The following is a 23,544-nucleotide window of genomic DNA, read 5'->3' on the forward strand; positions in this document are numbered from 1 at the left end:
CGGCGATGCCGGGCCGCGTCCCGGTCCCCTCGCTTCGCGAGTGGCTGCACCGACCGTTCGGTTCTCGGTCGCTCTCGTGGGACCCGTTCTCGAGCGATCGCTCTCGGATAGCGCGCCCGTACCGTTTCTGCGACGCGTTCCAGCGCTCGTCCGTGTTCTCGCTACCGGTCGAGACGCAATAGCATTATGCTCCTCGAGTGAATATTCTCGCGCAGTATGGCATACGATGCGGTCCTGTTCGACTTCGACGGCGTCGTCGTCGAAACACCGTCGTCCAAGCGCCTTTCCGACGCCCTCGGCCGGACGTACGAGAAACTCGGGCGGTCCGGTCCGGCGGCGGAGACGTTTCAGGAACTCATGGGCGGCGACTTCGAGTCGATCGCAGACCGCTGTCAGGGCCTCGGCATCGAGGCGGACGTGTTCTGTGCCCAGGCCGCCCGCGAGATGGTCCGAACCCAACTCGAGGAAGTGGAACGCGGGTTGCGATCCGCGTACGACGACATCGCCGCGGTGCGGTCGCTCGAGCACCCCCTCGGCATCGTCAGCGACAACCACCCGACCGTCGTCTCGACGCTGCTCGACCGATTCGGGCTTCGGTCGCTGTTCGAGACCGTCTACGGCTGTCCCCTGACTCCCGACGGGCTGGCCCGACGGAAGCCCGACCCGACGAACATCGAAGCCGCGATGGACGCGCTCGAGGCGGACGCCGCGTTGTACGTGGGCGATCAAGCCGTCGACGTCCGGGCGGCCGACAACGCGGGCATCGATTCGGTGTTGCTCTCCCGATCCGGAACGGAGCCACCCCAAGCGGACGTGGACCCGACCTACCGCCTCCCGTCGCTGTCGGGGCTCCCGTCGGTCCTCGAGTGAGCGCGCCGACGGCGGTTCGGGCGTCGCTCCTGTCGACGCGGCTCGACCCGCTATAGTGGCTGTCCAGATACAGGGGAACACATAGGACGGCTCCGCGGGAGAGAGCCGAACGCATGGCGACCGTCGAAACCGTCCTGTCGTCGATTTTCAGCACCATCCCCGAACTCCATTCCGGGCAACTCGGACTGCTCTCGGGCGTCCTCGTGGGGGTGCTCTACTGGCACGGTTATCGCCGGCCTGCGCTCGCGCTCCTCACCGCGTTCTATCTACTGGCGCTCGGTATCGTGCCCGGGGCCACGAGGGGACTGCTCGTCGTTCAGTCGAACCCGTGGTACTTCTGCTCGTTTCTGCTCATCGTCTCGCTCAGTGCGATCGGCGCAACCGCCGTCCGGGCGCGAGTGACACGCTCGAGTCGACGTCGAACTCGGCGAGCGGACGGCAAGCCGTCGGACTGGTAGTCGCGGGGAGCCGGTCCCAACGGTGACTCGCGTTCGATAGTCGTTTCAGTCGCCCGGCCGTAGCTGACCCGAGACATGCCTCCTCGTCGACGCGGTACCGGGACGCGCCTGCTGATGGCGCTGGTCGGCTGTCTGCTCCTGCTGTGGTCTCTCGCGCTGGCGGCGATCAGTTACTGGGCACTGTCCGTGCTCCGGGCCTCCGCACCCGACCCCGGGACGACGCTTCTCGTCGTCGTTGGCGTCGGTCTCGTGGGCGGTTATCTGAGCTATCGGTTCGGGACGACCCAGTTGCTCTCGCGGCTCGAGGCGGTCGCACTCCCGCGGTCGCACGCGCCCGACTTCTACCGGCGGCTCGACGATCTCGAGTCGCGAATGGGCGTCGACTCGCCGACTATCGCGATCGCGCGGCTGCCGATGCCAAACGCCTTCGCGCTGGGCAGTCGACGCGGCGGCGTCGTCGTCCTCGATCGGTCGCTTTTCGGGCTGCTTTCGCTCGACGAGCTCGAGGCGCTCGTGGCACACGAATTCGCCCACCTCGAACGATACGACGCCTTCGTCCAGACGCTCGCCTACAGCGTCTTCCGGACGATCGCCGGGCTCGCCGTCCTGCTACTGTCACCGCTGCTGGTGGCGGTCATGGGGGTCGCTCGAGCCGTCGCGTGGCTCCGGGGCGAGCCGCAGTCGTGGTCGCGGACGGCCGTCGGCCGGCTGCTGGGCCTCATCGACGGCGGCGTCGTGATCTGCTTGCTCCTCGTGACGCTGGTCGTTCGGGCCCACTCGCGACGGCGGGAGTACGCCGCCGACGAGCGGGCCGCAACCGTCACCGGCCGGCCGGTCGCGCTCGCTCGCGCGCTCCGGACGATCCAACGCACTGCGGACCCGTCCGCGGGGTTGCTCGCTCCCCTGTACGTTCACACCGGCGACGACGAGACGTGGCGGCGGTTGCTCTCGACGCATCCCCCGACGGACGACCGGATCGAACGGTTGCTCGAACGGGCGCGACACGACCGCGATCGCGCGCAGGCTCGAGCGCCGTAACAGTCGTCCGTGACGCGCGGTCCGTCCGAGGTGGGGCCTACCCCAGTGCCGGCGAGAGCGTCGCCAGCGTACTGGCAACCCACAAACGCTTTTGCCTGCACACCTCCTACGTCGGCTCATGTACGTTCGGGACGCGAAAAACAGGGAAGAGGTCTGGCTCCTGGATCACATCGAGTCGATGGGGCTCGACGAGACGGCGTTTCGCTCCCGTGACTACGTCATCGCGATCGACGAGGAGTCCGGCGAGAAGGCCGGCTTCGGTCGCATCCGCATCCACAAGACCGACGCCGACTCGGGAGCCGTCTGCGAACTGACCAGCATCGGTGTCCTCGAGAGCTGGCGCGGGCAGGGTGTCGGGGCCCACATCATCGAACGACTCGTGGAGTACGCCAGCGACGAGGGGTTCGACACCGTCTACGTCCTGACCGGCGACGGGTCCTACCTCGCTCAGTTCGGTTTCCAGCGGATCGAGGAGTCCGACCTGCCGGCGGTCCTCCGGGACCGACTCGCGGACAAGCGCGAGGGTATCGATCCCGACGCAGTGCCCCTGGCGATCGACGTCGCGGAGTTCCGAATGCCGGACCGGCTTCGGGAGGCGTTCAAGCACGCCCCCGAGGGGCGCGACGACGTCGACGACACGGAGGCCCCCGAGGACTTCGGTATCGATCCGGACTCGGCGACGTACAAGTACGATACGGGGCAGTAGATGACCGTGATGGGACCGCCGGACCGTTCGTCCCCACCGGTTCGCTCACGATCAGGTGGGGCGCTCGTCGAAGCCGTAGCGGAACGCGACCCAGGCGATCCCGGAGAGGAACAGCATCGGCGGAAGGACGGCGAACCCCCACAGCGGGTCCAGCCCCCAGCGGAGCAAGAGTCCGAGGGTCACCACCCCGACTGCGAGCAACGGCGCGACGTAACGGGCCGCTCGACGCCGATCACCCGTCCCATCGGCCGACAGCGGCGATCGCGGCGGCGGCTCGCTGGGCATGTTCGAGCCGTCGACGCCGTGCGGCATAAGCGATTGTGGCGATTCCGAAAACACTCATGACCGCGAACCGATCCGATTCGACGGCCGGCCGCAGCGATTCCGACGATGGGGCAAACGACAGCGATTCCCCCGGGGACGAAGCCGTCCCCGTCTGGCTCGTCGAGCGAACGTACGGCGACGACGAACTCAATCTCGTCATCCTCGTCTACGCAACCGAGGATGGCCGGCGATACCACCGCCGGGAGCGCGCGCTGACCAGCTTTACCGGACCCGCTCGAGAGACGAAGGCCGGACTCCTCGTCTCGCCCGACGCGCTCGGAAGCGTCGACGATCCGACGACGCGGGAGCGCTACGCCGAGGAAGCGTCGCGAATGGCACAGCGACACGATCCGGCCGATAACGTGTGAGTCGATGGGATTCGTGAGTCGCCGACGCGACCGCGAAGCTTGACGTGTTCATCAAAGTTGAAGCCCCGCCCGACCCACGATAATCATAATGTTCGACCCCGACGAACTCGAGGAGATCCGTGCCAACAAGGCGGAATGGCACGAGGCGGAAGTCGAACCGGTCCTCGATCGGTTCGGCGAGCGCAAGGAAACGTTCACGACCGATACGGGCGGGCAGGAGGTCGATCGGCTCTACACGCCCGACGATGTCGGCGATCTCGACTACGAGTCGGATCTGGGGAATCCGGGCGAACCGCCGTACACGCGTGGCGTCTACTCGACGGGCTACCGTGGTCGGCTCTGGACGATGCGTCAGTACGCCGGGTTCTCGACGCCGGAAGACACCAACGAACGCTACCACTATCTGCTCGACGAGGGGCAGACCGGGCTCTCGATGGCGTTCGACCTGCCCACCCAGATGGGGTACGACTCGGACGCCTCCATGGCCGCCGGCGAGGTCGGGAAAGCCGGCGTGGCGATCGACTCGCTTGCCGACATGGAGACCGTCTTCGACGGCATTCCGTTAGACGAGGTCTCGACGTCGATGACCATCAACGCACCCGCGTCGGTGCTGCTGGCGATGTACATCGCGGTGGGGGACCAGCAGGGCGTCGACCGCTCGGAGCTTCGCGGGACGATTCAGAACGATATCCTGAAGGAGTATATCGCGCGCAACACGTACATCTACCCGCCGGAACCGTCGATGCGGATCATCACTGATATCTTCGACTTTTGTGCCTCCGAGACGCCGAAGTTCAACACCATTTCGATCTCGGGCTATCACATCCGCGAGGCCGGTTCGACGGCCGCCCAGGAACTGGCGTTCACGCTCGGCAACGGGATCGAGTACGTCGAGACGGCGATCGAGGCTGGCCTCGACGTCGACGAGTTCGCGCCCCAACTCTCCTTCTTCTTCAACGGCCACAACAATATCTTCGAGGAGGTCGCCAAGTTTCGCGCGGCCCGCCGGATGTGGCACGACATCATCGAGGAGCGCTTCGATCCGGACGACCCCAAGTCCAAACAGCTCAAGTTCCACACCCAGACCGCGGGCTCGATGCTGACCGCCCAGCAGATCGAGAACAACGTCGTCCGCGTCGCCTACCAGGCGCTGGCGGCAGTGCTCGGCGGCACGCAGAGTCTCCACACCAACGGCAAGGACGAGGCGCTTGCCCTGCCGACCGAGGAATCCGTCCGGACGGCGCTGCGCACCCAGCAGATCCTCGCCCACGAGTCCGGCGCGGCCGACACCATCGACCCGCTGGCGGGCAGCTACTACGTCGAATCGCTGACCGACGACGTCGAGGAAGAGGCCTACGAGATCATGGACGAAGTCGACGACCGCGGCGGCATGCTCGAGGCCGTCGAGCAACAGTGGGTCCAGCGCCAGATCCAGGATACGGCCTTCGACCGCCAGCGGGAGATCGAGGAGAAAGAGCGGATCATCGTCGGCGTCAACGAGTTCGAAGTCGACGAGGACCCCGAGATGGATGTCGAGGAGGTCACCGAAGCGGACCAACAGCGCAAGATCGACGGTCTCGAGGAAACCCGCGAGGAGCGCGACGACGACGCGGTCGACGCGGCCCTCGAAGCGCTTCGCGACGCGGCACGGAGCGACCGGAACCTGATGCCGTACATCATCGACGCGGTCAAAGCGTACGCGACAGTCGGCGAGATCTGTAACGTCATGCGCGACGAGTTCGGCGAGTATCAACCGGGCGGCGCGATGTAGGCGCTCGGGGTCCGAACTCGAGCCGAACAGTCGGGGACCTGGCGAATAACACGATGCTAACCGGGTCAAGGACCGCTCTTGGTGGCGTCTCCGTGGCCGGGCATTGTAACCCACACCGCCGGTCGCGCGAGTAATTCCGCCTTGGCACCGCCGTACTCGGCTGGGGCAGTGACAACCCGCTGTTGGGCGAGGAATTCGGATGAACGGTCGGCTCCGTTTATTCTCGTCTCGCTCGACGGTGCTGGCATGAGCGACGATTCGACCGAGCGATCGACACCCGTACCGAAGTCGACCGAGCGCGAACGAGCGCCGTCGCGGCGGCACGTCCTCCAGGCGGCGGTCGCGGCCGGCAGCGTTACCGCCCTGAGCGATCTCGCGCTCGCTCAGGAGCGCGAGACGATCGAACTGGGTGGACAGACCAGCGGTTGGGAGGGTGTCGCGCCCGAGGACATCGCGGACGAGACGAATCCGACTCTGGAGCTAGAGGCGGGGACCACGTACGAACTCACGTGGGAGAACCTCGACGGGGCCGCACACAACATCGTCATCGTCGACAGCGAGGGCGAGGATCTCGAGCGGACGGAACTGATGAGCGCGCAGGGTGAGACCCAGACGCTCGAGTTCGAGGCGACGAGCGAGATGGCCGAATACTACTGTGAGCCCCATCGGGCGACAATGCGGGGGGACATCTCCGTCGGCGACGGCGGCGAGCCCGGGGGAGACGAGGCCGACGAGACGGCGGCGGAGCCGTTCTTCCAGCCGGGGACCGAAATCGGGCTCCGGACGGTCGCGGAGGGACTGACCGCGCCGACGGACATGGCGGCGACCGAGGCGGGGGACCGCTACTTCGTTGCCGACCAGACCGGCGAGTTGTGGACCGTCACCGACGACGGGGTCCAAGAGGAGCCGTTCCTCGACGTGAGCGATCGGCTCGTCGAACTCGGGACGTTCGAGGGCGACTACGCGGACCCGAACCAGGACTACGACGAGCGGGGGTTGCTCGGTGTCGAACTGCATCCCGACTTCGCCGAGAACGACCGCTTCGTTGTCCACTACAGCGCGCCGCCGAACGACGAAACCCCCGACGGGTGGAGCCACGTCGAGGTCGTCTCGGAGTTTCAGGCCGACGATGAGGGGGCAGCCGATCCCGATTCCGAACGGCTCCTCATGGAGTTCCAGAAGCCCCAGTACAACCACGACGCCGGGCCGATGGCGTTCGGTCCCGACGGCTACCTCTATGTCCCCATGGGTGACGGCGGCGGGGCGAACGACGACATGGAGGGCCACGTCGACGACTGGTACGACGGCAACGCCGGCGGAAACGGGCAGGACGTCAGCGAGAACCTGCTGGGGAGCGTTCTTCGCGTTAATGTGGACGGCAACGCCGCCGACGGGGAGGGCGACGACCGACCGTACGCGATCCCCGAGGACAACCCGCTGGTCGATTCCGACGAGGGCCTCGATGAACACTACGCGTGGGGGCTCCGGAACCCGTTCGGGATCTCGTTCGACAGCGAGGGGCGACTGTTCGTCTCCGACGCCGGGCAGGACCTCTTCGAGGAGGTCAACCTCGTCGAGGCCGGCGGCAACTACGGCTGGAACATCAAGGAGGGGACCCACTGCTTCAGCACGGACAGCCCGAGCCAGCCGCCCGAGGAGTGTCCCGACTCGGCCACCGACGAACCGCCCTACGACGGGCAGGAACTCCAGGATCCGATCGTCGAGTACCCGCACGTCTATCGGGAACAGACGGTCGGGATCACGGTGATCGGTGGCCACGTCTACGAGGCCGACGGAATCGAGGCGCTGAACGGGAAGTACGTCTTCGGCGACTGGACGGCTGATCCGGCCCGGCAGAGCCCGCAAGGACGGCTGCTGGCCGCGTCGGAGCCGAGCGACGGCGGCGAGGAGGCGGCGACGCCCGACGACGGGGACGCGCCGGCGAACGCGACCGAAGACACGCAGGACGAGCCGATCGGTGACGAGAACGAAACCGATGACGGTGGTAACGAAACGGCCGCTGACGACGGGACCGAGGACGATGGCTTCGGGAACGAAAGCGACGGAGCGACGGGAACCGAACCGGAAAATGCCGGCGAGGGCGAGCAAACGGAAGCGGTCGTGCCGCGGGACGACCTCTGGGACATGGAGGCCCTCCAGGTCGCCGGAACCGAGGACGGCTCGTTCCCCTACTTCGTCCGGCAGTTCGGACAGGACGCCGACGGCAACGTCTACGTCCTCGCGAACCAGGTCGGCGTTCCGGAGGGCGACACCGGCGCGGTCATGGAGATCGTGCCGCCGGGCGAGGGCGACTCCCTCTCGGGCCGCGACACGGACGATGGCGGTGCTGCCACGGCGGACGACCAAGCCGACGGGAACGCGACGACCGACGCGTAACGACGGTTCCCGATCGCGTCAACCGAACCGCGGACATGCGTGCTCCCGCGCCGACGGCCGTTTTCCATCCCGGCGGACGGCCCGCCGGGAGTCCGGTTTCGCCGCTCGTGCCGCTCGCGGCGGGGACCTCACGAAAAATCACAACAGTAACACGGCCACCGACCGGAGTACAGGCCGATGCACTTCGATCACGCCGGCATCGCGACCGACGATGCACGGGCACTCGCAGCACTGTACGGCGACCTCTTCGGCCTCGAGATCGCCCACGAGGAGGAGTTCGACGGCATGCGTGTCGTCTTCCTCGACTGCGCCGACGGCTACTTCGAACTGCTCGAACCCCTCGAGGAGGGGACGATTGCGCGATACCTCGAGGAGACCGGGGCGGGCATCCACCACCTCGCGCTTGCGACCGACGACATCGACGGTGCCCTCGAGACGGTCCGCGACCACGACGTGGCGCTGATCGACGAGGAGCCGCGACCGGGTGCGTGGGGGCACTCGGTGGCGTTCCTCCATCCGACGGACACGGGCGGCATCCTGATCGAACTCGTCGAACACTGACGGCGGTGTCTACTCGCTGGCCGGCGACTCGGCCGTCGTGAGCCGTCGCGTCTCGTCGCGGCGCTCGTGGCGGACCGCGACGGTGTCGGGATACCGCCCCTCGAGCTCGATCCGTGCGTCGTAGCCGACGATCCCGAGACAATCGATGCAGTTGGCGGCCGCCTGGGGACCGACGGCGACGGTGACCACGAGGAGATCGCGGTCCGCGTCGACGGTCGACTCGGCGAGCGCGAGGTCGTGACAGGGCGTCGGCGTTTCGATCGCGCCCGCGATGACGACGCTTTCGTCGATGAATTCGACGGTGGCTCGATCGCGGTCCGTTCGGCCCGCGCACTGCCCCTCGCCGACCGCGAGCGATGCGTCGACGACATCGGGGTCCGGACAGGGAATCGTCGTCGAACTCGACGCCGTCTCGATATCGGTCCCGCGGAGCGTGATTATCGTTCGGGTCCGGAGACAGTCGAACGGCCGCCGGCTGACGCCGTCGGTGACGGTCGACTCGGTCGTGTCGTCGCCGGTCGTGACGGTAATCGCGTACGACCGCGGCTCGGCGAGGCTGATCACGAACTCCTCTCCCGCTGGGAGGTCGACATCACGCTCGAGCAGTGCGCCGTCGCCGCTGTCGGCTCCGTCGTTCCCGCTGCGCTGGTCGGTCGTGATCGTCACGGAGACCGTTCGGCCCGAGTCGCCGTCGTTGCGGAGTGTGAGTGTGTGCGGTGGATGCGCGCCGAGAAACGGGATCTCGTCGGGATCGCCGACCGTGATCGCGTCGTCCGAGTCCGATTCGGCGGCGTCCCGATCGGTATCGTCGCTCGAGTCGGTCCCAGCGTCGGTATCGTCGGTCTCGGGATGGGTCGTCCGGAGATGGTCGAACATCGAACCCGTACAGCCGGCCAGTCCACAGACCGCGCCGGTGGTGCCGGCGAGGAGGTCTCGTCGCCGCATACGCGATGCCACCACGATGTGGCATAAACACCTTTGTCAGGGGTGCGAACCTGTCCGCCGGCGGGACTGTCAGTGGGTGCGGAACGTGGCTGTTACGACGCTGGTGACCCCAGTTTCATAGGCCTCGTGGCACGCCCGGAACGGTGGCGGGCAGTGTCCGCACTCGGGGACGCGTTCGGCGACTACTGTGTTGCCGGGGCAGGCTCGCGGCCCCAGTGGGCCAGGCCAAGGATTCCGGACGGTACGGCGCGTCAGCCGAAGTTCTCGATCAACGCCGCGTCGGAATCGCCGCCGGCGTCGTCGATCGCCTCGGCGACGAACGTGACGAAGCCGTCGAAGCCGAAGGCGTAGAGCTGTCCGTCCTCATGGTGCGTCGCGATCGCATCGGCCAGGTCGTCGTCGGCGTTCTCCCCGACGATGACGACCGTCGCGCCCGCATCCGCGAGCGCCTCGAGACGCTCGGTGTGGGCCGGCTCGTCGGCCTGATAGATCACCACGGCGTCGTGGCCCGCGTCCCGGGCCGCTTCGGCGACGGCGATCGAGGGGCCGATTCCCGGGCCGCCGGCGGCCGCGACGATATCGGCCTCGCCCTCATAGGTGATCCGCCCGAACGGTCCCTCGACGTGAACGGTCTCACCGCCCTCGAGACCGGCGAGCCACGGCGAGAGATCGCCGTCGGGATCGACGCCCACGGTGAGTTCGAACGTCTCGCCCACGGACGGTGACGAGAGCGTATAGTGACGCGAGATCGGCTCGGCGTCGGGTGCCGCTCGGAGCAAGACGAACTGTCCCGGCAAGGCGTCGAACCCGTCGGGCGTCTCGAGCTCGAGCGTGACCGTATCGGGACCGACTTCACTGACCGATTCGACGGAGACTGGCGTCCCTTCCATGTCGAAGCCGTTCGGCGGCCGATTGAAAAGGCGTTCCGTTCCGTCGACGGCAGTGATTCGGCTTCGTTTACCGCCGACATCCGTGAAAACGACGGTGAGAAACTGTCACGTTCGCACCCAGGTGTCGGTCACCGTCCCTCGGTACGCCTCTTGCCAAAACCACTACCGATTAATAGATACTGACCCGTTCTATCGAACAGATCACGCGCTGTTACACTCATCCGGGTGGGGTTTCAGAAGCCTTTTCATTTATGGGGGGCAAGGCCCATCATAACATGGCTGAGGACCTCAACTGGGCGGTTGGAGGCGAGGCCGGGGACGGAATCGACTCCACGGGCAAGATTTTCGCTCAGGCACTCGCCCGAGCCGGACGGCACGTATTCACCTCGAAAGACTTCGCATCACGGATCCGCGGGGGATACACGGCCTACAAGATTCGGACCTCCGTCGACAAGGTCCAGAGCGTCGTCGACCGACTCGACATTCTGGTCGCGCTCACCCAGCGGACGATCGACGAGAACCTGGACGAACTCCACGAGGGCAGCGCCATCATCTACGACGGCGAGCGTTCCTGGGAAGCCGAGATTCCCGACGAGATGACCGCCGTTGACGTCCCCCTGAAGTCGCTGGCCGAGGAGGCCGGCGGCGCGATCATGCGCAACATCGTCGCGCTCGGTGCCGCGTGTGAGATTACCGGCTTCGACGTCGAGTACCTCGACGAAGCCCTCGAGAAGCGCTTCGGCGGCAAGGGCTCGAAGATCGTCGAGAACAACAAGGCGGCCGCCCGCGCCGGTCAGGAGTACGTTCGGGAGAATTACGATCTGGACCACCTCGGCTACAACATCGAGACGACCGACAACGATTACGTCCTGCTCAACGGCAACGAGGCGGTCGGGATGGGTGCGCTCGCGGCCGGTTGTCGGTTCTACGCCGGCTATCCGATCACGCCAGCGACGTCGATCATGGAGTATCTGACGGAGCGTATCGAGGACTACGGCGGACACGTCGTGCAGGCGGAAGACGAACTCTCGGCCATCAACATGTCGCTCGGAGCCGCACGCGCCGGTGCCCGATCGATGACCGCGACATCCGGTGCCGGCGTCGACCTCATGACCGAGACCTTCGGTCTGGTCGCGACCAGCGAGACGCCGCTGGTCATCGCCGACGTGCAGCGATCCGGCCCCTCCACGGGGATGCCGACGAAACAGGAACAGGGCGACCTGAATATGGCACTGTACGGCGGTCACGGCGAGGTCCCGCGGTTCGTCGTCGCCCCCACGTCGATCACCGAGTGCTTCTGGAAGACCGTCGAGGCGTTCAACCTCGCGGAGAAGTACCAGACGCCGGTCTTCCTGATTTCGGATCTGGCGATGTCGGTCACCGAACAGACGTTCCCGCCCGAAGCCTTCGACATGGACGAGGTCGAGATCGATCGCGGTAAACTCGTCGACGAGGACGAAGTCGACGAGTGGCTCGACTCGCAGGGCCGGTTCCGCGCCCACGCCGTCACCGACGACGGCGTCAGTCCCCGCGCCATCCCCGGCACGACCGACGCCGCACACATGTCCACCGGGCTCGAGCACGACGAACTCGGCCGCCGGACGGAAGAAGAGGACGAGCGCGTCCATCAGGTCGACAAGCGAAACCGCAAGGTCGAGACCGCACGGGACGAGGAGGACTGGGATTACCGCGAGTTCGGCGACGCCGACGCCGACAATCTCATCATCTCGTGGGGGTCGAACGAGGGCGCGCTCGTCGAAGCGCTCGACTACCTCGAGGAGGACGGCATCGACGTTCGCGTCATTTCGGTGCCCTACATCTTCCCACGGCCGGATCTGACCGAGGAAATCGAGGCCGCCGACGACACGATTGTCGTGGAGTGTAACGCGACGGGACAGTTCGCCGACGTGATCGAACACGACGTGCTTACCCGCGTGAAGCGCATCAACAAGTACACCGGCGTCCGCTTCAAGGCGGACGAACTCGCGGACGACATCACCGAGAAACTCTCCGAGGAGGTACCAGCATAATGAGCTCCGACGTACGATTCACCGACTTCAAATCCGACAAGCAGCCGACGTGGTGTCCCGGATGCGGCGACTTCGGGACGATGAACGGCATGATGAAAGCCCTCGCGAACACCGGCAACGATCCCGACAACACCTTCGTGGTGGCCGGGATCGGCTGTTCCGGCAAGATCGGGACCTACATGCACAGCTACGCCCTCCACGGGGTTCACGGCCGTGCGCTCCCGGTCGGCACTGGCGTCAAGATGGCCCGCCCCGATATCGAGGTCATGGTCGCCGGCGGCGACGGTGACGGCTACTCGATCGGTGCCGGTCACTTCGTCCACGCCGTCCGCCGGAACGTCGACATGACCTACTGCGTCATGGACAACCGCATCTACGGGCTGACCAAAGGGCAGGCCTCGCCGACCTCGCGGTCGGACTTCGAGACCTCGACGACCCCCGAAGGACCCAAACAACCGCCGGTCAACCCGCTCGCGCTCGCGCTCGCGTCGGGTGCGTCGTTCATCGCCCAGTCGTTCAGTTCCGACGCGATGCGACACGCCGAGATCGTCCAGAAGGCCATCGAACACGACGGCTTCGGCTTCGTCAACGTCTTCAGTCCGTGCGTCACGTTCAACGACGTCGACACCTACGACTACTTCCGCGACAGCTTGGTCGACCTGCAGGAGGACGAGGACCACGACCCGACCGACTACGAGGCAGCCAAGGAAGTCATCCTCGACGCCGACAAGGAGTATCAGGGTGTGATGTACCAGGACGAGAACTCCGTGCCGTACCACGAACAACACGGCGTCACCGAGGACATGTCCGAGATTCCGGACGGCGCACCCGAGGACGCGATGGACCTCGTTCGCGAGTTCTACTAACGCCGCTTCGTCGATTCTCGCCGGCCGTCGTCGGACGGGCCCGAATTCAGGTATCTACCGGGTGCTCGACCGATTCCATCAGTAGTTCGACGTTCGCCGACTCTTCGGTGAGACGCTCCGGGAGAACGCCGAGCAACACGAGCAGATCGTCCTCGTGATCGAACGACGCGAGTGTCAGTTCCACGTCGAGCGGTTCGCCATCGAGTTCGGACTCCCCGACGAAGCTGTCGACGTTCCGGCTCTCACCGAGGATCTCGAGCGCGAACGACTCCTGATGCCGGATGTTGTCGACAGTGCCACGGTTGCTATCGACTCGGCCGAGGAACTCCTCGAGTAGTTCTTGGTTCGACATCTCGTCGAGCGGGTTGACCGACTGTCCGGCGACTTCCATTCCGGGGATCGAGACGGCGGTGAAGACGCTCCCCTCCCGCGTTTGGCCCATGTAATCGACCGACTTCGAATAGCTCGAGGTCCAGAGCGACGCTTCGAAGTCGCGCTCGATGCCGCCGATGCCCTCGGAGCGCTCCATCGTCCGCTGTTCGACCGCGCGTTCCTTATACCCGGTCTCCGCGACCCGCTCGTCGGTCGGAGCGACGCGGTCGGCGGCGAACTCGAGCGGTTCGTTCCCGAGGACGAATCCGAGACAGCCGGCGGTCAGCGCGAGCGTCCCGGTCGCACCCGCGGCGAGCAACGATCGTCGAGAGTGAATCATTATCCCATTAATTCGAGAAGAGTGGCATATTCCTTACGGCACTTTCAAATTTATAGACACTATTAGTGGACATTCGTGACAATACAATCATGTGAACCGAGACCAGCAAACACATCAAGAGTTATCGGGGTCGGCACCTCCCGTTTAGCCATGACCGAATTCGCAACTCGAGTCGAACAGGTGTCGATCAGCGGTATCCGCGAAGTGTTCGAGGCCGCGGACGAGGACGCGATCAACCTCGGGCTGGGCCAGCCGGACTTCCCGACGCCCGCCCACGCCCGCCGCGGGGCCATCGAGGCGATCGAGTCCGGGCGGTCCGACGCCTACACCTCGAACAAGGGTACGCCCCAGCTTCGGGAGGCGATCGCGGCCAAGTACGACCGCGACTACGGCCTCGAGATCGACTCCGAAGACGTGATCGCAACCGCCGGCGGCAGCGAAGCGCTGCACCTCGCGCTCGAGGCCCACGTCGATCCGGGCGAGGAGGTCATCTTCCCCGATCCCGGCTTCGTCTCCTACGACGCGTTGACCCACATCGCCAGCGGAACGCCGAAGCCGGTCGGGTTGCGAGACGATCTGACGCTCGACCCCGCGGCGGTCGAGGACGCCATTACGGAGGAGACGGCGGCGTTTATCGTCAACAGCCCCGCGAACCCGACCGGAGCCGTCCAAAGCAAAGCGGACATGCAGGAGTTCGCCCGCATCGCCGACGAACACGACGTACTCTGCCTCTCCGACGAAGTCTACGAACACATCGTCTTCGATGCCGAACACCACTCGCCGCTCGAGTTCGCCGAAACGGACAACGTCGTCGTCGTCAGCGCCTGCTCGAAGACCTACTCGATGACCGGCTGGCGGCTCGGCTGGGTCGTCGGCTCCAACCGCCGCATCGAACGCATGCTCCGGGTCCACCAGTACGGACAGGCCTGTGCCTCCGCACCCGCGCAGTACGCCGCCGAGGCCGCGCTGACAGGTCCTCAAGAGCCGGTCCGAGAGATGGTCGAAACGTTCGAGCAGCGCCGTGATCTCGTCCTCGACGGACTGACTGACGCCGGCCTCGAGGTGCCCACGCCCGAGGGAGCCTTCTACGCGATGCCGAAAGTACCCGAGGGCTGGTGTGACGAAGTACTCGAGCGCGGTGTTGTCGTCGTCCCCGGCGAGGCCTTCGGGTCGAACGGCGAGGGCTACGCCCGACTCTCGTACGCGACGGGGACGGAGGAACTGAAGGAGGCGCTCGAGATTATGGACGCCGCGACGACGGCGGTTCGATAGCGGTCCGGCGGATTCGTCGCCGGTCGTCTCGCGAAGGCGTCGGGTGTACCGTTTTATCGTCCCGCTTCGTGGATACGAACGAGATGCGAGCTGTACGCCTTCACGAGCACGGTGATGCGGACGTACTGCAGGTCGAGGAGGTCGACCGACCCGAGCCCGCCGCGGACGAACTCCTGATCGAGGTCGCGGCCGCGGGTGTCAATCCCGTCGATACCTACTTTCGGGACGGATCGTACGCGCCGGTCGACGTGCCGTTCACGCCCGGCGTCGACTTCGCGGGCACCGTCGTGGAGACGGGTTCAACGGTCGAGAACTTCGAGGACGGTGACCGCGTCTACGGGACCGGGATCGGAAACGGTGGGTTTCAGGGGGCCTACGCCGAGTACGCGACGGTTCCGATCGATCGCGTCGTTCACCTCCCCGAGGGTGTCGACGTGACCGAAGCGGGTGCCGCGGGCGTCGCTGCCGTCACCGCCTGGCGCGCGTTGATCGACCACGCCGACGTGAGTCCCGCGGAATACTGTCTGGTCCACGGCGGGTCCGGCGGCGTCGGCCACGCGGCCGTCCAGATCGCGGCCGCCGTAAGCGCACGGGTTATCACGACCGCAGCAGACGAGTACCACGACGCGCTCGCCGCGTACGGGGCCGAGACGGTCCTCGATTACGGCCGCGACGACCTGGCCGACGCCGTCCGGGCGGCCGCCGACGGCGGCGTCGATGCGATCCTCGACCATCGGCTGGACGACTACCTGCAGTTCGACGCGGACGTCGCCACAACGGGCGCTCGCGTCGTCGGCATCGGCGAGAACAGTCCCGATCCGGGCTTTTCGAACGATGGCGCGGCCCGATCGAAGGACGTCTCCTACCAGTTCATGAGCATGTTCAACACGCCGGACCTCCGCGTGCCGCTCCGGGGCGTCGCTTACCTCATGGAGACCGGCGCGCTCTCGATCGAGGTGGCGCGAACCTACGATCTCGAGGCGGCAGCCGACGCACAGCGGGCGGTCGTGAACGATAGCGTCCTCGGCAAGCTCGTCATCGAACCGTAGGACCATCGCAGGTGCGCCGCGAGCGTGGGAGTGGAGCCGAATCCCGGACGAGGTCAGGACAGGTCGGCGACCGCTTCCATCGTCGTTTCCTTGTCCTCCTCGGACATCCCGTTGACGAACCCGACACGAACGGCGTCGACGCCGTCGATCTCGCCGTAGTCCGCGACCCACTCGCGGACTTCGTCGGGCGTGCCCGCGGGGGCCAGTTCGTCGAGGACGTCCGCCGGCAGGGCTCGAGCCATCGCGTCGGTATCCCGTTCCTCCCAGGCGGCCCGGATATCGTCGACGACATCGGGATACCCCTGCTCGGCGACCGAGTTCCCGTAGTAGGGACCGTAGGCCCCGAGCAGGAATGCGACAGTGCTGCGGGCCTTCGACCGTGCTTCCTCGCGGTCCGCCGAGGCGATGCCGCGGACGATCGGGGCCACTCGCAGGTCCGAGAGGTCTTTGCCGCCGAGTTCGGCCCCGCGTTCCAGGTCCTCGAGCCGATTCCGAAGGCCGTCTTTCGTGAACAGTTGCGGGGCCCACCCGTCGCCGAAGCGGCCGGCCATCTCGGTGGCCTTGGGGCCGAGGGTCCCGACGTCGATCGGCGGCGGATTCTCGCTCGGCCCGCGCTCGTAGTCCAGACCGGGGATCTCGAAGATCTCGCCGTCGTAGGAGGGAGTGCCGTCCTCGAAGACCCCTCGCATGATCTCGATCACTTCCCGGGTCCGACGGAGCGGTCGATCGAACTCCTGGCCGTGCCAGCGCTCGGTGATCGCCGGCGAGCTCGGGCCGATCCCGAACCGGAAGCGGCCGTCGGCGGCCGCCTGCATCGTGAGCGCCGTCTGGGCGAGCATCGACGGCGTTCGCCCGTACGGCGAGATGACGTCGTTGGAGATGCCCAGTTCCTCGGTCCGGTCGGCGGCCAACGTCAGCGGCGGCACGATGTTCCAGCCGGTCGTCTCGCCGACCGTGATCCGGTCGAATCCGAGCGCTTCCGCCTGGACGGCGCGATCGGCGACACCCTGTGGCTCGTCGTAGTCGCCGAGTCGGACCAGGAGATCCAGTTCGGCGTTCATCGGCTCTTCCTCCGTCTCGGCACGCGAGTCGTGGATCGCGCTCTCATCACCATCCACCGCGTCACGCACTCACATAAAACTGTAGCGTTTCCGTCCAGTCGCACGCGCGACCGATCACAGACTGGCTCGTCGCCGGTCGTCGCAGCGCCGGCGAACCGCTCGAGGCGACCCACCGACCGTGTGCCTATCGTTCCGTGAGGACGGGGTCGCCGTCCGGGGTACGATATCGGGCGAGGGTCGACCGCTCGGCATCCCGCGGGTCCGCGTCCTTGTCGACGCCGTAAACGGTGTACGTACAGTGATCGCGCGTGAACTCGACGACGGCGTAGCCGTGCTGATGCCAGTCGACGTACTCGAGGTGGTCGTTTTGCCCCTTGGTCAACTCCGCGAGCGCGTCGTCGTCCCAGTCACTCGGGAAATCGACTACGTCGGCGGCGTTAACGCTTGTGATGGCGGGGGTCATCAGTTCGACGCCGATGCGGTCGTACGTCTGGAGCGGTTCGATCTCGCCGTAGCCTGCTTTGACGTAGCCGGCAAGCGATGCGTGGAGGTCGCCGGTCAGGACGACGAAGTTGCGCGGATCGACGTCCGCGACGTGTTGCATGAGTTCCCAGCGTTCGTACTGGAACCCATCCCACGAGTCGTGGAGCAGTTCGATCTGTGACCAGTTGTCGCCGACGGTCAGGGGCATCGTCAGCACCTCGTTGGCCCAGACCGACCAGACAGCGTCGGACTCACTGAGCCAGTCCTTGAAGTACTGTTTCTGTTCGCGGCCGAGCATCGTCCGCCCCTGTGCTTCCTCTTCCGTGCAGGTGATCCGGGCGTCGCCGCAAGGCGGCCCATCGCGGTACAGGCGTTCGTCGGTGACAGTCAGATCGACGAGGTCACCGAACTGGAGGTCCCGCCACAATCGGAGCTGGTCCTGCAGTGCCGACTCGCTCGGATCGAACTCGACGCGGGCGGGTACGTACTCGACCCACGCCTGAATGCCGTCGGCCGTGATCTCCATCGCCCGCTCGGGCCGCTCGCCGCCGTCCATGTCCGGCAACACCGGCGCATCCGCTTCGTCGTCCCAGTATCGATTGTTGCCGATCTCGTGATCGTCCCAGCCGTGGATAACCGTGTGTTGCTCGAGTCCCTCCTGGAGGAATTCGTTCCCCTTGTAGGTCCGATAGAGCGTCCGGAAGTCGGCCAGGGACTCCGCCAGATCGCCGCCGCTGGGGAGGTCGATGTCGCGCCCGTCCTTGATGTCCGTCGTCGGCGAGGTGTAGGCACCGTCGGCGGACTCGTAGATGAAATCGCCGAGGTGGACGACGAAGTCGACGTCTTCGGCCGCGATGTGGCGGTAGGCTCCGTAGTATCCGTTCTGGTAGTCCTGACACGTCAGGACCGCGAACGACAGCGAGTCGGGGCTCGCGCCGGCCGCCGGCAGCGTCCGACAGCGACCGGTCCGGGTCGCGACGCCGTCGTAGACGAACCGATAGTAGTAGCGGCGATCCGACTCGAGAACGCCGTCGAGATCGACTTTGACCGTGTAATCGTGTGTACTCGAGAGTCGATCGGCAGGGACCGTTCCCTCGTAGACCGGATCCTCGAAACCGTCGTCGGTCGCGACCTGTACACCGACCGGCTCCCCGGAGACAACTGCGCCGGGGGCGATCCGTGTCCAGAGAAGAACGCCGCTCGAGGTCGGTCCGCCGCTGGCGACCGACTGCGGAAACGTCGCGTCGGAATCGGCTGTCTCGTCGATGTCGAAGACGCTCCGATCGGTCGCCGACGCCGCGGCGACCGGCTGGACGATATCACGCTGGGCGAGAATCGCCGCGAGGCCGCCAGCCACCGAGGTGGTGCCGATACTCTCGAGGAAGCCGCGTCGGTCCGTCCGGTGCCGTGTGCCATTTTGCTCTGGCATACGATTGAGCTGGCATGATTCAGTTAAATTCTATTATAATTTATCTATGTTAGAGACCGTGATTATAGCGTTAGCTACGGGGAATATATAGCCCTGGATTCACGAGAGCGCCTCGAGCGGGACCGCGTGCGAATCAGTGGGAAACGTTGATACGATCCGTATCCAATGCTATCATATGACATTCGATTGCTCGTTTCTCGAGGGCCTCCCCCTCGCGGCTGACCGGATTTCCGTCGCGGACGAGCGACGGGAATCCCACGCGACCGACTACGGGACGGAGCGACTCGACGACGAGGGCGTGCTCCCGGACGCCGTCGTCTGGCCGGCGTCTACGGCCGACGTGTCCGCGGTGTTGGCCGCCGCGACCGACCACGGCGTCCCGGTGACGCCCTACGCCGCGGGGACCGGGCTCGAGGGCAACGCCGTCCCCGCCCACGGCGGCATCAGCCTCGATCTCACGCGGATGGACGCGGTCGTCGACTACCGGCCCGCGGACCGCCAGATCGACGTCGAGCCGGGGATCATCGGGTCGGACGTCGACGAGTACGTCGCCGGGGACGGCCTCGTTTTCCCGCCGTTGCCCTCCTCGGGCGATATCTCGACGATCGGCGGGATGATCGCGACGGACGCCAGCGGAATGGGGACGGTCCGGTACGGCGAAGTCGCCGACTGGGTGCTCGGTCTCGAGGCGGTACTGGCCGACGGCACCGTCATCGAGACGGGCTCGCGGGCGATCAAGACCTCGAGCGGCTACAACCTGACCGACCTCATCGTCGGCAGCGAGGGCACGCTGGCGGTCGTCACCGAAGCGACGCTTGAACTCGCCGGCCGACCCGAACAGGTTCGCGGCGGACGAGCCATCTTCGAAACCCTCGACGACGCCGTGGAGGCCGTCTTCGACGCGGTCCGGACCGATGTCGGCGTCGCCAAAATCGAACTCGTGGACGGACTGAGCGCGACGATGGCCACCGAGTATCTCGGGAGCGAGCTACCCGACGCGCCGATGGTTTTCCTCGAGTTCCACGCGAATCACGGCGTCGAGACGGAGATCGACCTCTGCCGGACGATCTTCGAGGATCATAATGTCGCTCGCTTCGAGATGAGCGACGACGACGCCGAGATGGCCGCCCTCTGGCAGGCCCGCCGGGAGATGGCCTACGCCGTCTCGGCGTACGACCCCGATCTCGAGCCGCTCCATCCCGGCGACGTAACGGTGCCGATCAGTTCCTACCCCGAAATCGTCCGCGAGACGAAGCGCCTCGCCGACGAGTACGACCTCCTCGTCCCCTGCTTCGGGCACGCGGGCGACGGCAACCTCCACTACAGCGTCCTCGTCGATCCGGACGATCCCGAGCAACGCACCCGTGGCGAGGACCTCTATCGGGAGATCGTCTCCCTCGCGATCGAACTCGGCGGGACTGCGACGGGTGAACACGGCATCGGCGAAGGAAAACAGCGCTACCTCGAGCCGGAGCACGGGGCCGGGGCCGTCGAGGCCATGCGGACGGTTAAACGCGCACTGGACCCGACCGACACGCTCAATCCGGGGAAGATCTTCCCCGAAACGGCCGACGGCGAGCGGCTCACCGAGGCGGAGCGATGAGCGTGGCTGGCACGCTCGAGTCGTGCTCGAGCGGCGAACGGCTCGCTATCCACCCGTTCGGCCACCGATTTTTATACGTCTCGCACCGAATTACGGTCGATAATGAAACGCCGGGAGTTCCTATCGAGTGCCAGTCTAGCCGCCGGCATCGCCGTCGTCCCCGCGACCGGGTCGGCCGACGCGGGCGAGAGTGCCCTCACGGTCGAACTCATTCGTCACGAGTCGGTCCCCTCGACCGACGGTGCGATGAGTGCTATCGTCGACGGAGCGACCCTGTTCGCCGACACGTGGACGGACGCGACCGAGGGGACGGCGACGGTAACGACCGACGAGGTGTCGGTCGCGGACTTCGAGATTTCGGCGTCACACACCGCGACCCTCGATGCGATCGAAGACGCCGGGCTTCGACCCGACCGGACGCCCGAAACGATCACGCTGTTCGTCATCGGGAACGGGAGGACATCCGCAGGTGCGATGCGATCCTATGCGGGACACGACGGGGGACGTGACGACGACCCCGGTGCGTACGGCTACGTCAACACCGAAATCGCGTCCGGGCTCGGATTCGGCATCGGGACACCCGAGGACTTGCGGCGGAACTTCGCCGCACACGAGTGTGGCCACGCGGTCATCGGCTGGGCCGACGTCCCACACTACCCGGCTGACGCAACCGCAGACGATCCCTCGCCGGTGGTGCGGGCACACAGCTGTGGTGCACAGGACCATCCCGATGCGAGCGGCTGGCTCACCCACCACGGGATCACCGTGATGGCGACGGGCTATTCGGCACGGGAAAGCCGAAACACACCGCGGAACCACCAGTTTGCGACCCAGCAGGGAGCGATCGGCGACACCGCCGACCCGGTCGACGACTCGTGGTCCGTCCTCAACATGGATTACGTCGCCGCGTTCTCGGACACGTCTCGAGCCGTAATGAGCGAGCACTACCGCCAGTTCCTCGCGTAACCTGCGCGACCGGGACTCAGTCGTGGACGAGCACGTCGAGTACGTCCGGCCCCTCGCGAGCGAGTGCCGCCTCGAGCGTGTCCTCGATCTCGTCGGGCGTCTCGACCAGTTCGGCACGCGCACCGTGGCTCTCGGCGTTTTTCACCAGGTCGACCGCGGGATCGAAGTCCATCCCGACGAACTCGTAATCCGACTCCTCGCCGCCCATGATGTCCAGCGTGTTGTCCTTCAGGATCCGGTAGTTGCGATTGTCCGAGATGACGACCGTCAGGTCCAGCCCGTAGCGAGCGGCGCTATAGATCGAGTGAGGATAGTACTGGTAGGACCCGTCACCGATGAAGCCAACCACGTCGCGGGGCTCGTCGCGTTGTTCCTCGGCGACGGCGGCACCGACCGCCGCCGGTAACCCGTACCCCAGCCCGCCGCCCTTGTTCGAGATGTACTGCTCCGGCTCGAGCTCCCACCGCGTCAGCATGGCGTACTTCGAGGTGACACCCTCGTCGACGATCGCGGCGTCGCCCGCGACCCGCTCCATCGCGTCGACCAACTGGGCTTTCGAGGCCCGCGGGTCGTCCCCCTCGGCGTCGCCGGAACCGGCCATTCGGGACTCGACCAGCTCCGCCATCTCGGCGACGGCCTCGAGACGATCGGCAACGACATCCTCGGAGAGGATCGCTTGGACGCGCTCGGTAAGCCCCCGCATGACCAGCCCCGGATCGCCGATCACGGCCGCGTCGGCGGGCTGGTTCTTCCCGACCTGCCAGCTATCGTCGCTCAGATGGATGCAAGTCGTGTCGGCATCGACCAGCGCCTCCTCGTGGCGGGTCAGCGTCGTGTTCGTCGAGACGCCGGCAAAGCAGATCGTATCGGTGTCCAGCAGCGCGGACGCGGCCCCCTCGCTGGTCGGCAGATACGAGACCCACTGCTCGTGGTCCGTCGGGAAGTCGACCTCACACGAGAGGATTTCGCCGTGGACGCGAGCCCCCGTCGCCTCCGCCAACTCGACCGCCGCGGCGACGGCGTCCGCCCCGGAGCGGGCGACGTGATCGCCGACGACCAGTACCGGCTCGTCGGCCTCGGCCAGCAGGTCGGCCGCGCGCTCGAGTTGGACGGGATCACCGCTGCCCGCGTTCGGAACCGGGCCCAGCCGGTCCGGCTTGGCGTCGGTTTCGGCGAGCATCACGTCCAGCGGGAGGCCGAGGAAGACCGGCCCGGTCGGCGGGGTCATCGCGACCCGGAACGCCCGCCGGAGCATCGTCGGCAGCGCCGACACGTCGAGTACCTCGTCGGACCACTTGCAGTACTCGCGGGCCATGTCCGCGAGCCGACCCGAGAGGATCGGCTCCTCGTGGCGGAAGTCGGTGCTGTGGTTACCCGCGGTCACGACCAGCGGTGCGCCGGTGATCTTGGCCGCATAGAGGTTGCCCAGCCCGTGGGCCAGCCCCGGCGCGATATGGAGGTTCGCCACGCCGACGGGGGTGATCGAGTCGTCGTGATGGGCGTGGTAGCGCCGGCGCTGGGCGTAACCGCCGGCCATGCCGACCGCGATGTCCTCGTGGAGTCCGAGGCGATACTCGAGGTCGCTGTCCCCGATCGCGTCCATGATCGGGAGTTCGGTCGTCCCCGGGTTGCCGAAGACGTAGTCGACGCCGTAGGCCGCCAGAGCGTCAGTGAAGAGGTCCGCACCGGTGTAACCATCCGTCATGCACCCTCGTGGCACGGCACACCACATCAAATTGTGTGTT

Annotated in this window: 21 protein-coding genes; 14 read left to right on the forward strand and 7 right to left on the reverse strand. The window is 66.3% G+C overall.

Features of this window, described 5'->3' with window-relative positions; translation table 11 throughout:
- Positions 1-216: 216 nt before the first annotated feature.
- The 4 genes from FGF80_RS03510 (at position 217) to FGF80_RS03525 (ending at position 3,072) form a co-directional block, all read left to right on the forward strand.
- Positions 217-870, forward strand: coding sequence for an HAD family hydrolase (locus tag FGF80_RS03510; RefSeq protein WP_138652230.1), 654 nt, complete (start codon positions 217-219; stop codon positions 868-870).
- 113 nt (positions 871-983) lie between these two features.
- The gene (locus FGF80_RS03515; protein ID WP_006184620.1) at positions 984-1,328 is read left to right on the forward strand and encodes a hypothetical protein; all 345 of its coding nucleotides are present in this window, start codon (positions 984-986) and stop codon (positions 1,326-1,328) included.
- Positions 1,329-1,442: 114 nt separating this feature from the next.
- Positions 1,443-2,366 (forward strand): M48 family metallopeptidase, encoded by a 924-nt coding sequence (locus FGF80_RS03520; RefSeq protein ID WP_006184619.1) that lies wholly within the window; start codon positions 1,443-1,445, stop codon positions 2,364-2,366.
- A 118-nt stretch (positions 2,367-2,484) separates the two neighbouring features.
- Entirely contained in the window at positions 2,485-3,072 is a 588-nt protein-coding gene (locus FGF80_RS03525) for a GNAT family N-acetyltransferase (protein ID WP_138652232.1), read from the forward strand.
- A gap of 51 nt (positions 3,073-3,123) precedes the next feature.
- Here FGF80_RS03525 and FGF80_RS03530 read toward each other — a convergent pair whose 3' ends face one another.
- Entirely contained in the window at positions 3,124-3,357 is a 234-nt protein-coding gene (locus FGF80_RS03530) for a DUF4118 domain-containing protein (protein WP_049907952.1), read from the reverse strand.
- A 56-nt stretch (positions 3,358-3,413) separates the two neighbouring features.
- Between FGF80_RS03530 and FGF80_RS03535 the strand changes: the two genes are divergently transcribed.
- The 4 genes from FGF80_RS03535 to mce all read left to right on the forward strand — a co-directional run bounded on the left by FGF80_RS03535 (position 3,414) and on the right by mce (position 8,493).
- Complete coding sequence (locus tag FGF80_RS03535) at positions 3,414-3,764, forward strand: hypothetical protein (RefSeq protein ID WP_049907951.1); 351 nt, start codon at positions 3,414-3,416, stop codon at positions 3,762-3,764.
- 88 nt (positions 3,765-3,852) lie between these two features.
- On the forward strand, positions 3,853-5,535 hold the full coding sequence (locus tag FGF80_RS03540; RefSeq protein WP_006184615.1) for an acyl-CoA mutase large subunit family protein: 1,683 nt from the start codon (positions 3,853-3,855) through the stop codon (positions 5,533-5,535).
- Between the two features lie 246 nt (positions 5,536-5,781).
- Positions 5,782-7,932, forward strand: coding sequence for a PQQ-dependent sugar dehydrogenase (locus FGF80_RS03545; protein ID WP_138652234.1), 2,151 nt, complete (start codon positions 5,782-5,784; stop codon positions 7,930-7,932).
- 177 nt (positions 7,933-8,109) lie between these two features.
- Positions 8,110-8,493, forward strand: coding sequence for a methylmalonyl-CoA epimerase (gene mce / locus FGF80_RS03550; protein ID WP_006184614.1), 384 nt, complete (start codon positions 8,110-8,112; stop codon positions 8,491-8,493).
- 9 nt (positions 8,494-8,502) lie between these two features.
- On the opposite strand, the gene FGF80_RS03555 is transcribed toward mce, so the two are convergent.
- Positions 8,503-9,438 (reverse strand): hypothetical protein, encoded by a 936-nt coding sequence (locus FGF80_RS03555; RefSeq protein WP_138652236.1) that lies wholly within the window; start codon positions 9,436-9,438, stop codon positions 8,503-8,505.
- A 251-nt stretch (positions 9,439-9,689) separates the two neighbouring features.
- Positions 9,690-10,328, reverse strand: coding sequence for an FAD-dependent oxidoreductase (locus tag FGF80_RS03560; RefSeq protein ID WP_138652238.1), 639 nt, complete (start codon positions 10,326-10,328; stop codon positions 9,690-9,692).
- 275 nt (positions 10,329-10,603) lie between these two features.
- Between FGF80_RS03560 and FGF80_RS03565 the strand changes: the two genes are divergently transcribed.
- Together FGF80_RS03565 and FGF80_RS03570 are read left to right on the forward strand one after the other, a co-directional pair.
- Entirely contained in the window at positions 10,604-12,358 is a 1,755-nt protein-coding gene (locus FGF80_RS03565) for a 2-oxoacid:acceptor oxidoreductase subunit alpha (protein ID WP_006184611.1), read from the forward strand.
- Positions 12,358-13,224 carry a 2-oxoacid:ferredoxin oxidoreductase subunit beta gene (locus FGF80_RS03570; protein ID WP_006184610.1) on the forward strand — a complete coding sequence of 289 codons (867 nt, stop codon included), beginning with the start codon at positions 12,358-12,360 and terminating at the stop codon, positions 13,222-13,224. Before FGF80_RS03565 ends, FGF80_RS03570 begins: the two co-directional genes overlap by 1 nt.
- A 46-nt stretch (positions 13,225-13,270) precedes the next feature.
- Here the strand turns inward: FGF80_RS03570 and FGF80_RS03575 are convergent, their stop codons facing one another.
- On the reverse strand, positions 13,271-13,936 hold the full coding sequence (locus FGF80_RS03575; protein ID WP_138652240.1) for a DUF6517 family protein: 666 nt from the start codon (positions 13,934-13,936) through the stop codon (positions 13,271-13,273).
- Between the two features lie 150 nt (positions 13,937-14,086).
- Between FGF80_RS03575 and FGF80_RS03580 the strand changes: the two genes are divergently transcribed.
- Positions 14,087-15,208: a pyridoxal phosphate-dependent aminotransferase gene (locus tag FGF80_RS03580; protein ID WP_006184608.1), complete on the forward strand. Its 1,122-nt coding sequence runs from the start codon at positions 14,087-14,089 to the stop codon at positions 15,206-15,208.
- An 83-nt stretch (positions 15,209-15,291) separates the two neighbouring features.
- Positions 15,292-16,257 (forward strand): NADPH:quinone reductase, encoded by a 966-nt coding sequence (locus tag FGF80_RS03585; protein WP_138652242.1) that lies wholly within the window; start codon positions 15,292-15,294, stop codon positions 16,255-16,257.
- A 53-nt stretch (positions 16,258-16,310) separates the two neighbouring features.
- Here the strand turns inward: FGF80_RS03585 and FGF80_RS03590 are convergent, their stop codons facing one another.
- Together FGF80_RS03590 and FGF80_RS03595 are read right to left on the reverse strand one after the other, a co-directional pair.
- Positions 16,311-17,318, reverse strand: a complete 1,008-nt coding sequence (locus FGF80_RS03590; RefSeq protein WP_049907949.1) for a TIGR04024 family LLM class F420-dependent oxidoreductase — start codon at positions 17,316-17,318, stop codon at positions 16,311-16,313.
- A gap of 184 nt (positions 17,319-17,502) precedes the next feature.
- Complete coding sequence (locus tag FGF80_RS03595; protein WP_138652244.1) at positions 17,503-19,230, reverse strand: alkaline phosphatase D family protein; 1,728 nt, start codon at positions 19,228-19,230, stop codon at positions 17,503-17,505.
- Between the two features lie 175 nt (positions 19,231-19,405).
- Between FGF80_RS03595 and FGF80_RS03600 the strand changes: the two genes are divergently transcribed.
- Complete coding sequence (locus FGF80_RS03600; protein WP_138652246.1) at positions 19,406-20,833, forward strand: FAD-binding oxidoreductase; 1,428 nt, start codon at positions 19,406-19,408, stop codon at positions 20,831-20,833.
- A gap of 102 nt (positions 20,834-20,935) precedes the next feature.
- The gene (locus FGF80_RS03605) at positions 20,936-21,799 is read left to right on the forward strand and encodes a hypothetical protein (RefSeq protein ID WP_138652248.1); all 864 of its coding nucleotides are present in this window, start codon (positions 20,936-20,938) and stop codon (positions 21,797-21,799) included.
- Between the two features lie 16 nt (positions 21,800-21,815).
- Here the strand turns inward: FGF80_RS03605 and FGF80_RS03610 are convergent, their stop codons facing one another.
- The gene (locus tag FGF80_RS03610) at positions 21,816-23,504 is read right to left on the reverse strand and encodes a thiamine pyrophosphate-binding protein (protein ID WP_006184602.1); all 1,689 of its coding nucleotides are present in this window, start codon (positions 23,502-23,504) and stop codon (positions 21,816-21,818) included.
- Positions 23,505-23,544 lie beyond the last annotated feature (40 nt).

Origin of the sequence: Natrinema pallidum, from assembly GCF_005890195.1 — an archaeon.
Classification (GTDB): Archaea; Halobacteriota; Halobacteria; order Halobacteriales; family Natrialbaceae; genus Natrinema; species Natrinema pallidum.

Bases quoted from the DNA above. Each gene is read 5' to 3' on its own strand.
- FGF80_RS03535 (WP_049907951.1), top strand. From the start codon at position 3,414: ATGACCGCGAACCGATCCGATTCGACGGCCGGCCGCAGCGATTCCGAC.
- FGF80_RS03580 (WP_006184608.1), top strand. From the start codon at position 14,087: ATGACCGAATTCGCAACTCGAGTCGAACAGGTGTCGATCAGCGGTATC.
- FGF80_RS03555 (WP_138652236.1), bottom strand. From the start codon at position 9,438: ATGCGGCGACGAGACCTCCTCGCCGGCACCACCGGCGCGGTCTGTGGA.
- FGF80_RS03610 (WP_006184602.1), bottom strand. From the start codon at position 23,504: ATGACGGATGGTTACACCGGTGCGGACCTCTTCACTGACGCTCTGGCG.
- FGF80_RS03575 (WP_138652240.1), bottom strand. From the start codon at position 13,936: ATGATTCACTCTCGACGATCGTTGCTCGCCGCGGGTGCGACCGGGACG.
- FGF80_RS03565 (WP_006184611.1), top strand. From the start codon at position 10,604: ATGGCTGAGGACCTCAACTGGGCGGTTGGAGGCGAGGCCGGGGACGGA.
- FGF80_RS03595 (WP_138652244.1), bottom strand. From the start codon at position 19,230: ATGCCAGAGCAAAATGGCACACGGCACCGGACGGACCGACGCGGCTTC.
- FGF80_RS03510 (WP_138652230.1), top strand. From the start codon at position 217: ATGGCATACGATGCGGTCCTGTTCGACTTCGACGGCGTCGTCGTCGAA.
- FGF80_RS03605 (WP_138652248.1), top strand. From the start codon at position 20,936: ATGAAACGCCGGGAGTTCCTATCGAGTGCCAGTCTAGCCGCCGGCATC.
- FGF80_RS03600 (WP_138652246.1), top strand. From the start codon at position 19,406: ATGACATTCGATTGCTCGTTTCTCGAGGGCCTCCCCCTCGCGGCTGAC.
- FGF80_RS03525 (WP_138652232.1), top strand. From the start codon at position 2,485: ATGTACGTTCGGGACGCGAAAAACAGGGAAGAGGTCTGGCTCCTGGAT.
- mce (WP_006184614.1), top strand. From the start codon at position 8,110: ATGCACTTCGATCACGCCGGCATCGCGACCGACGATGCACGGGCACTC.
- FGF80_RS03585 (WP_138652242.1), top strand. From the start codon at position 15,292: ATGCGAGCTGTACGCCTTCACGAGCACGGTGATGCGGACGTACTGCAG.
- FGF80_RS03570 (WP_006184610.1), top strand. From the start codon at position 12,358: ATGAGCTCCGACGTACGATTCACCGACTTCAAATCCGACAAGCAGCCG.
- FGF80_RS03590 (WP_049907949.1), bottom strand. From the start codon at position 17,318: ATGAACGCCGAACTGGATCTCCTGGTCCGACTCGGCGACTACGACGAG.
- FGF80_RS03515 (WP_006184620.1), top strand. From the start codon at position 984: ATGGCGACCGTCGAAACCGTCCTGTCGTCGATTTTCAGCACCATCCCC.
- FGF80_RS03520 (WP_006184619.1), top strand. From the start codon at position 1,443: ATGGCGCTGGTCGGCTGTCTGCTCCTGCTGTGGTCTCTCGCGCTGGCG.
- FGF80_RS03560 (WP_138652238.1), bottom strand. From the start codon at position 10,328: ATGGAAGGGACGCCAGTCTCCGTCGAATCGGTCAGTGAAGTCGGTCCC.
- FGF80_RS03545 (WP_138652234.1), top strand. From the start codon at position 5,782: ATGAGCGACGATTCGACCGAGCGATCGACACCCGTACCGAAGTCGACC.
- FGF80_RS03540 (WP_006184615.1), top strand. From the start codon at position 3,853: ATGTTCGACCCCGACGAACTCGAGGAGATCCGTGCCAACAAGGCGGAA.
- FGF80_RS03530 (WP_049907952.1), bottom strand. From the start codon at position 3,357: ATGCCCAGCGAGCCGCCGCCGCGATCGCCGCTGTCGGCCGATGGGACG.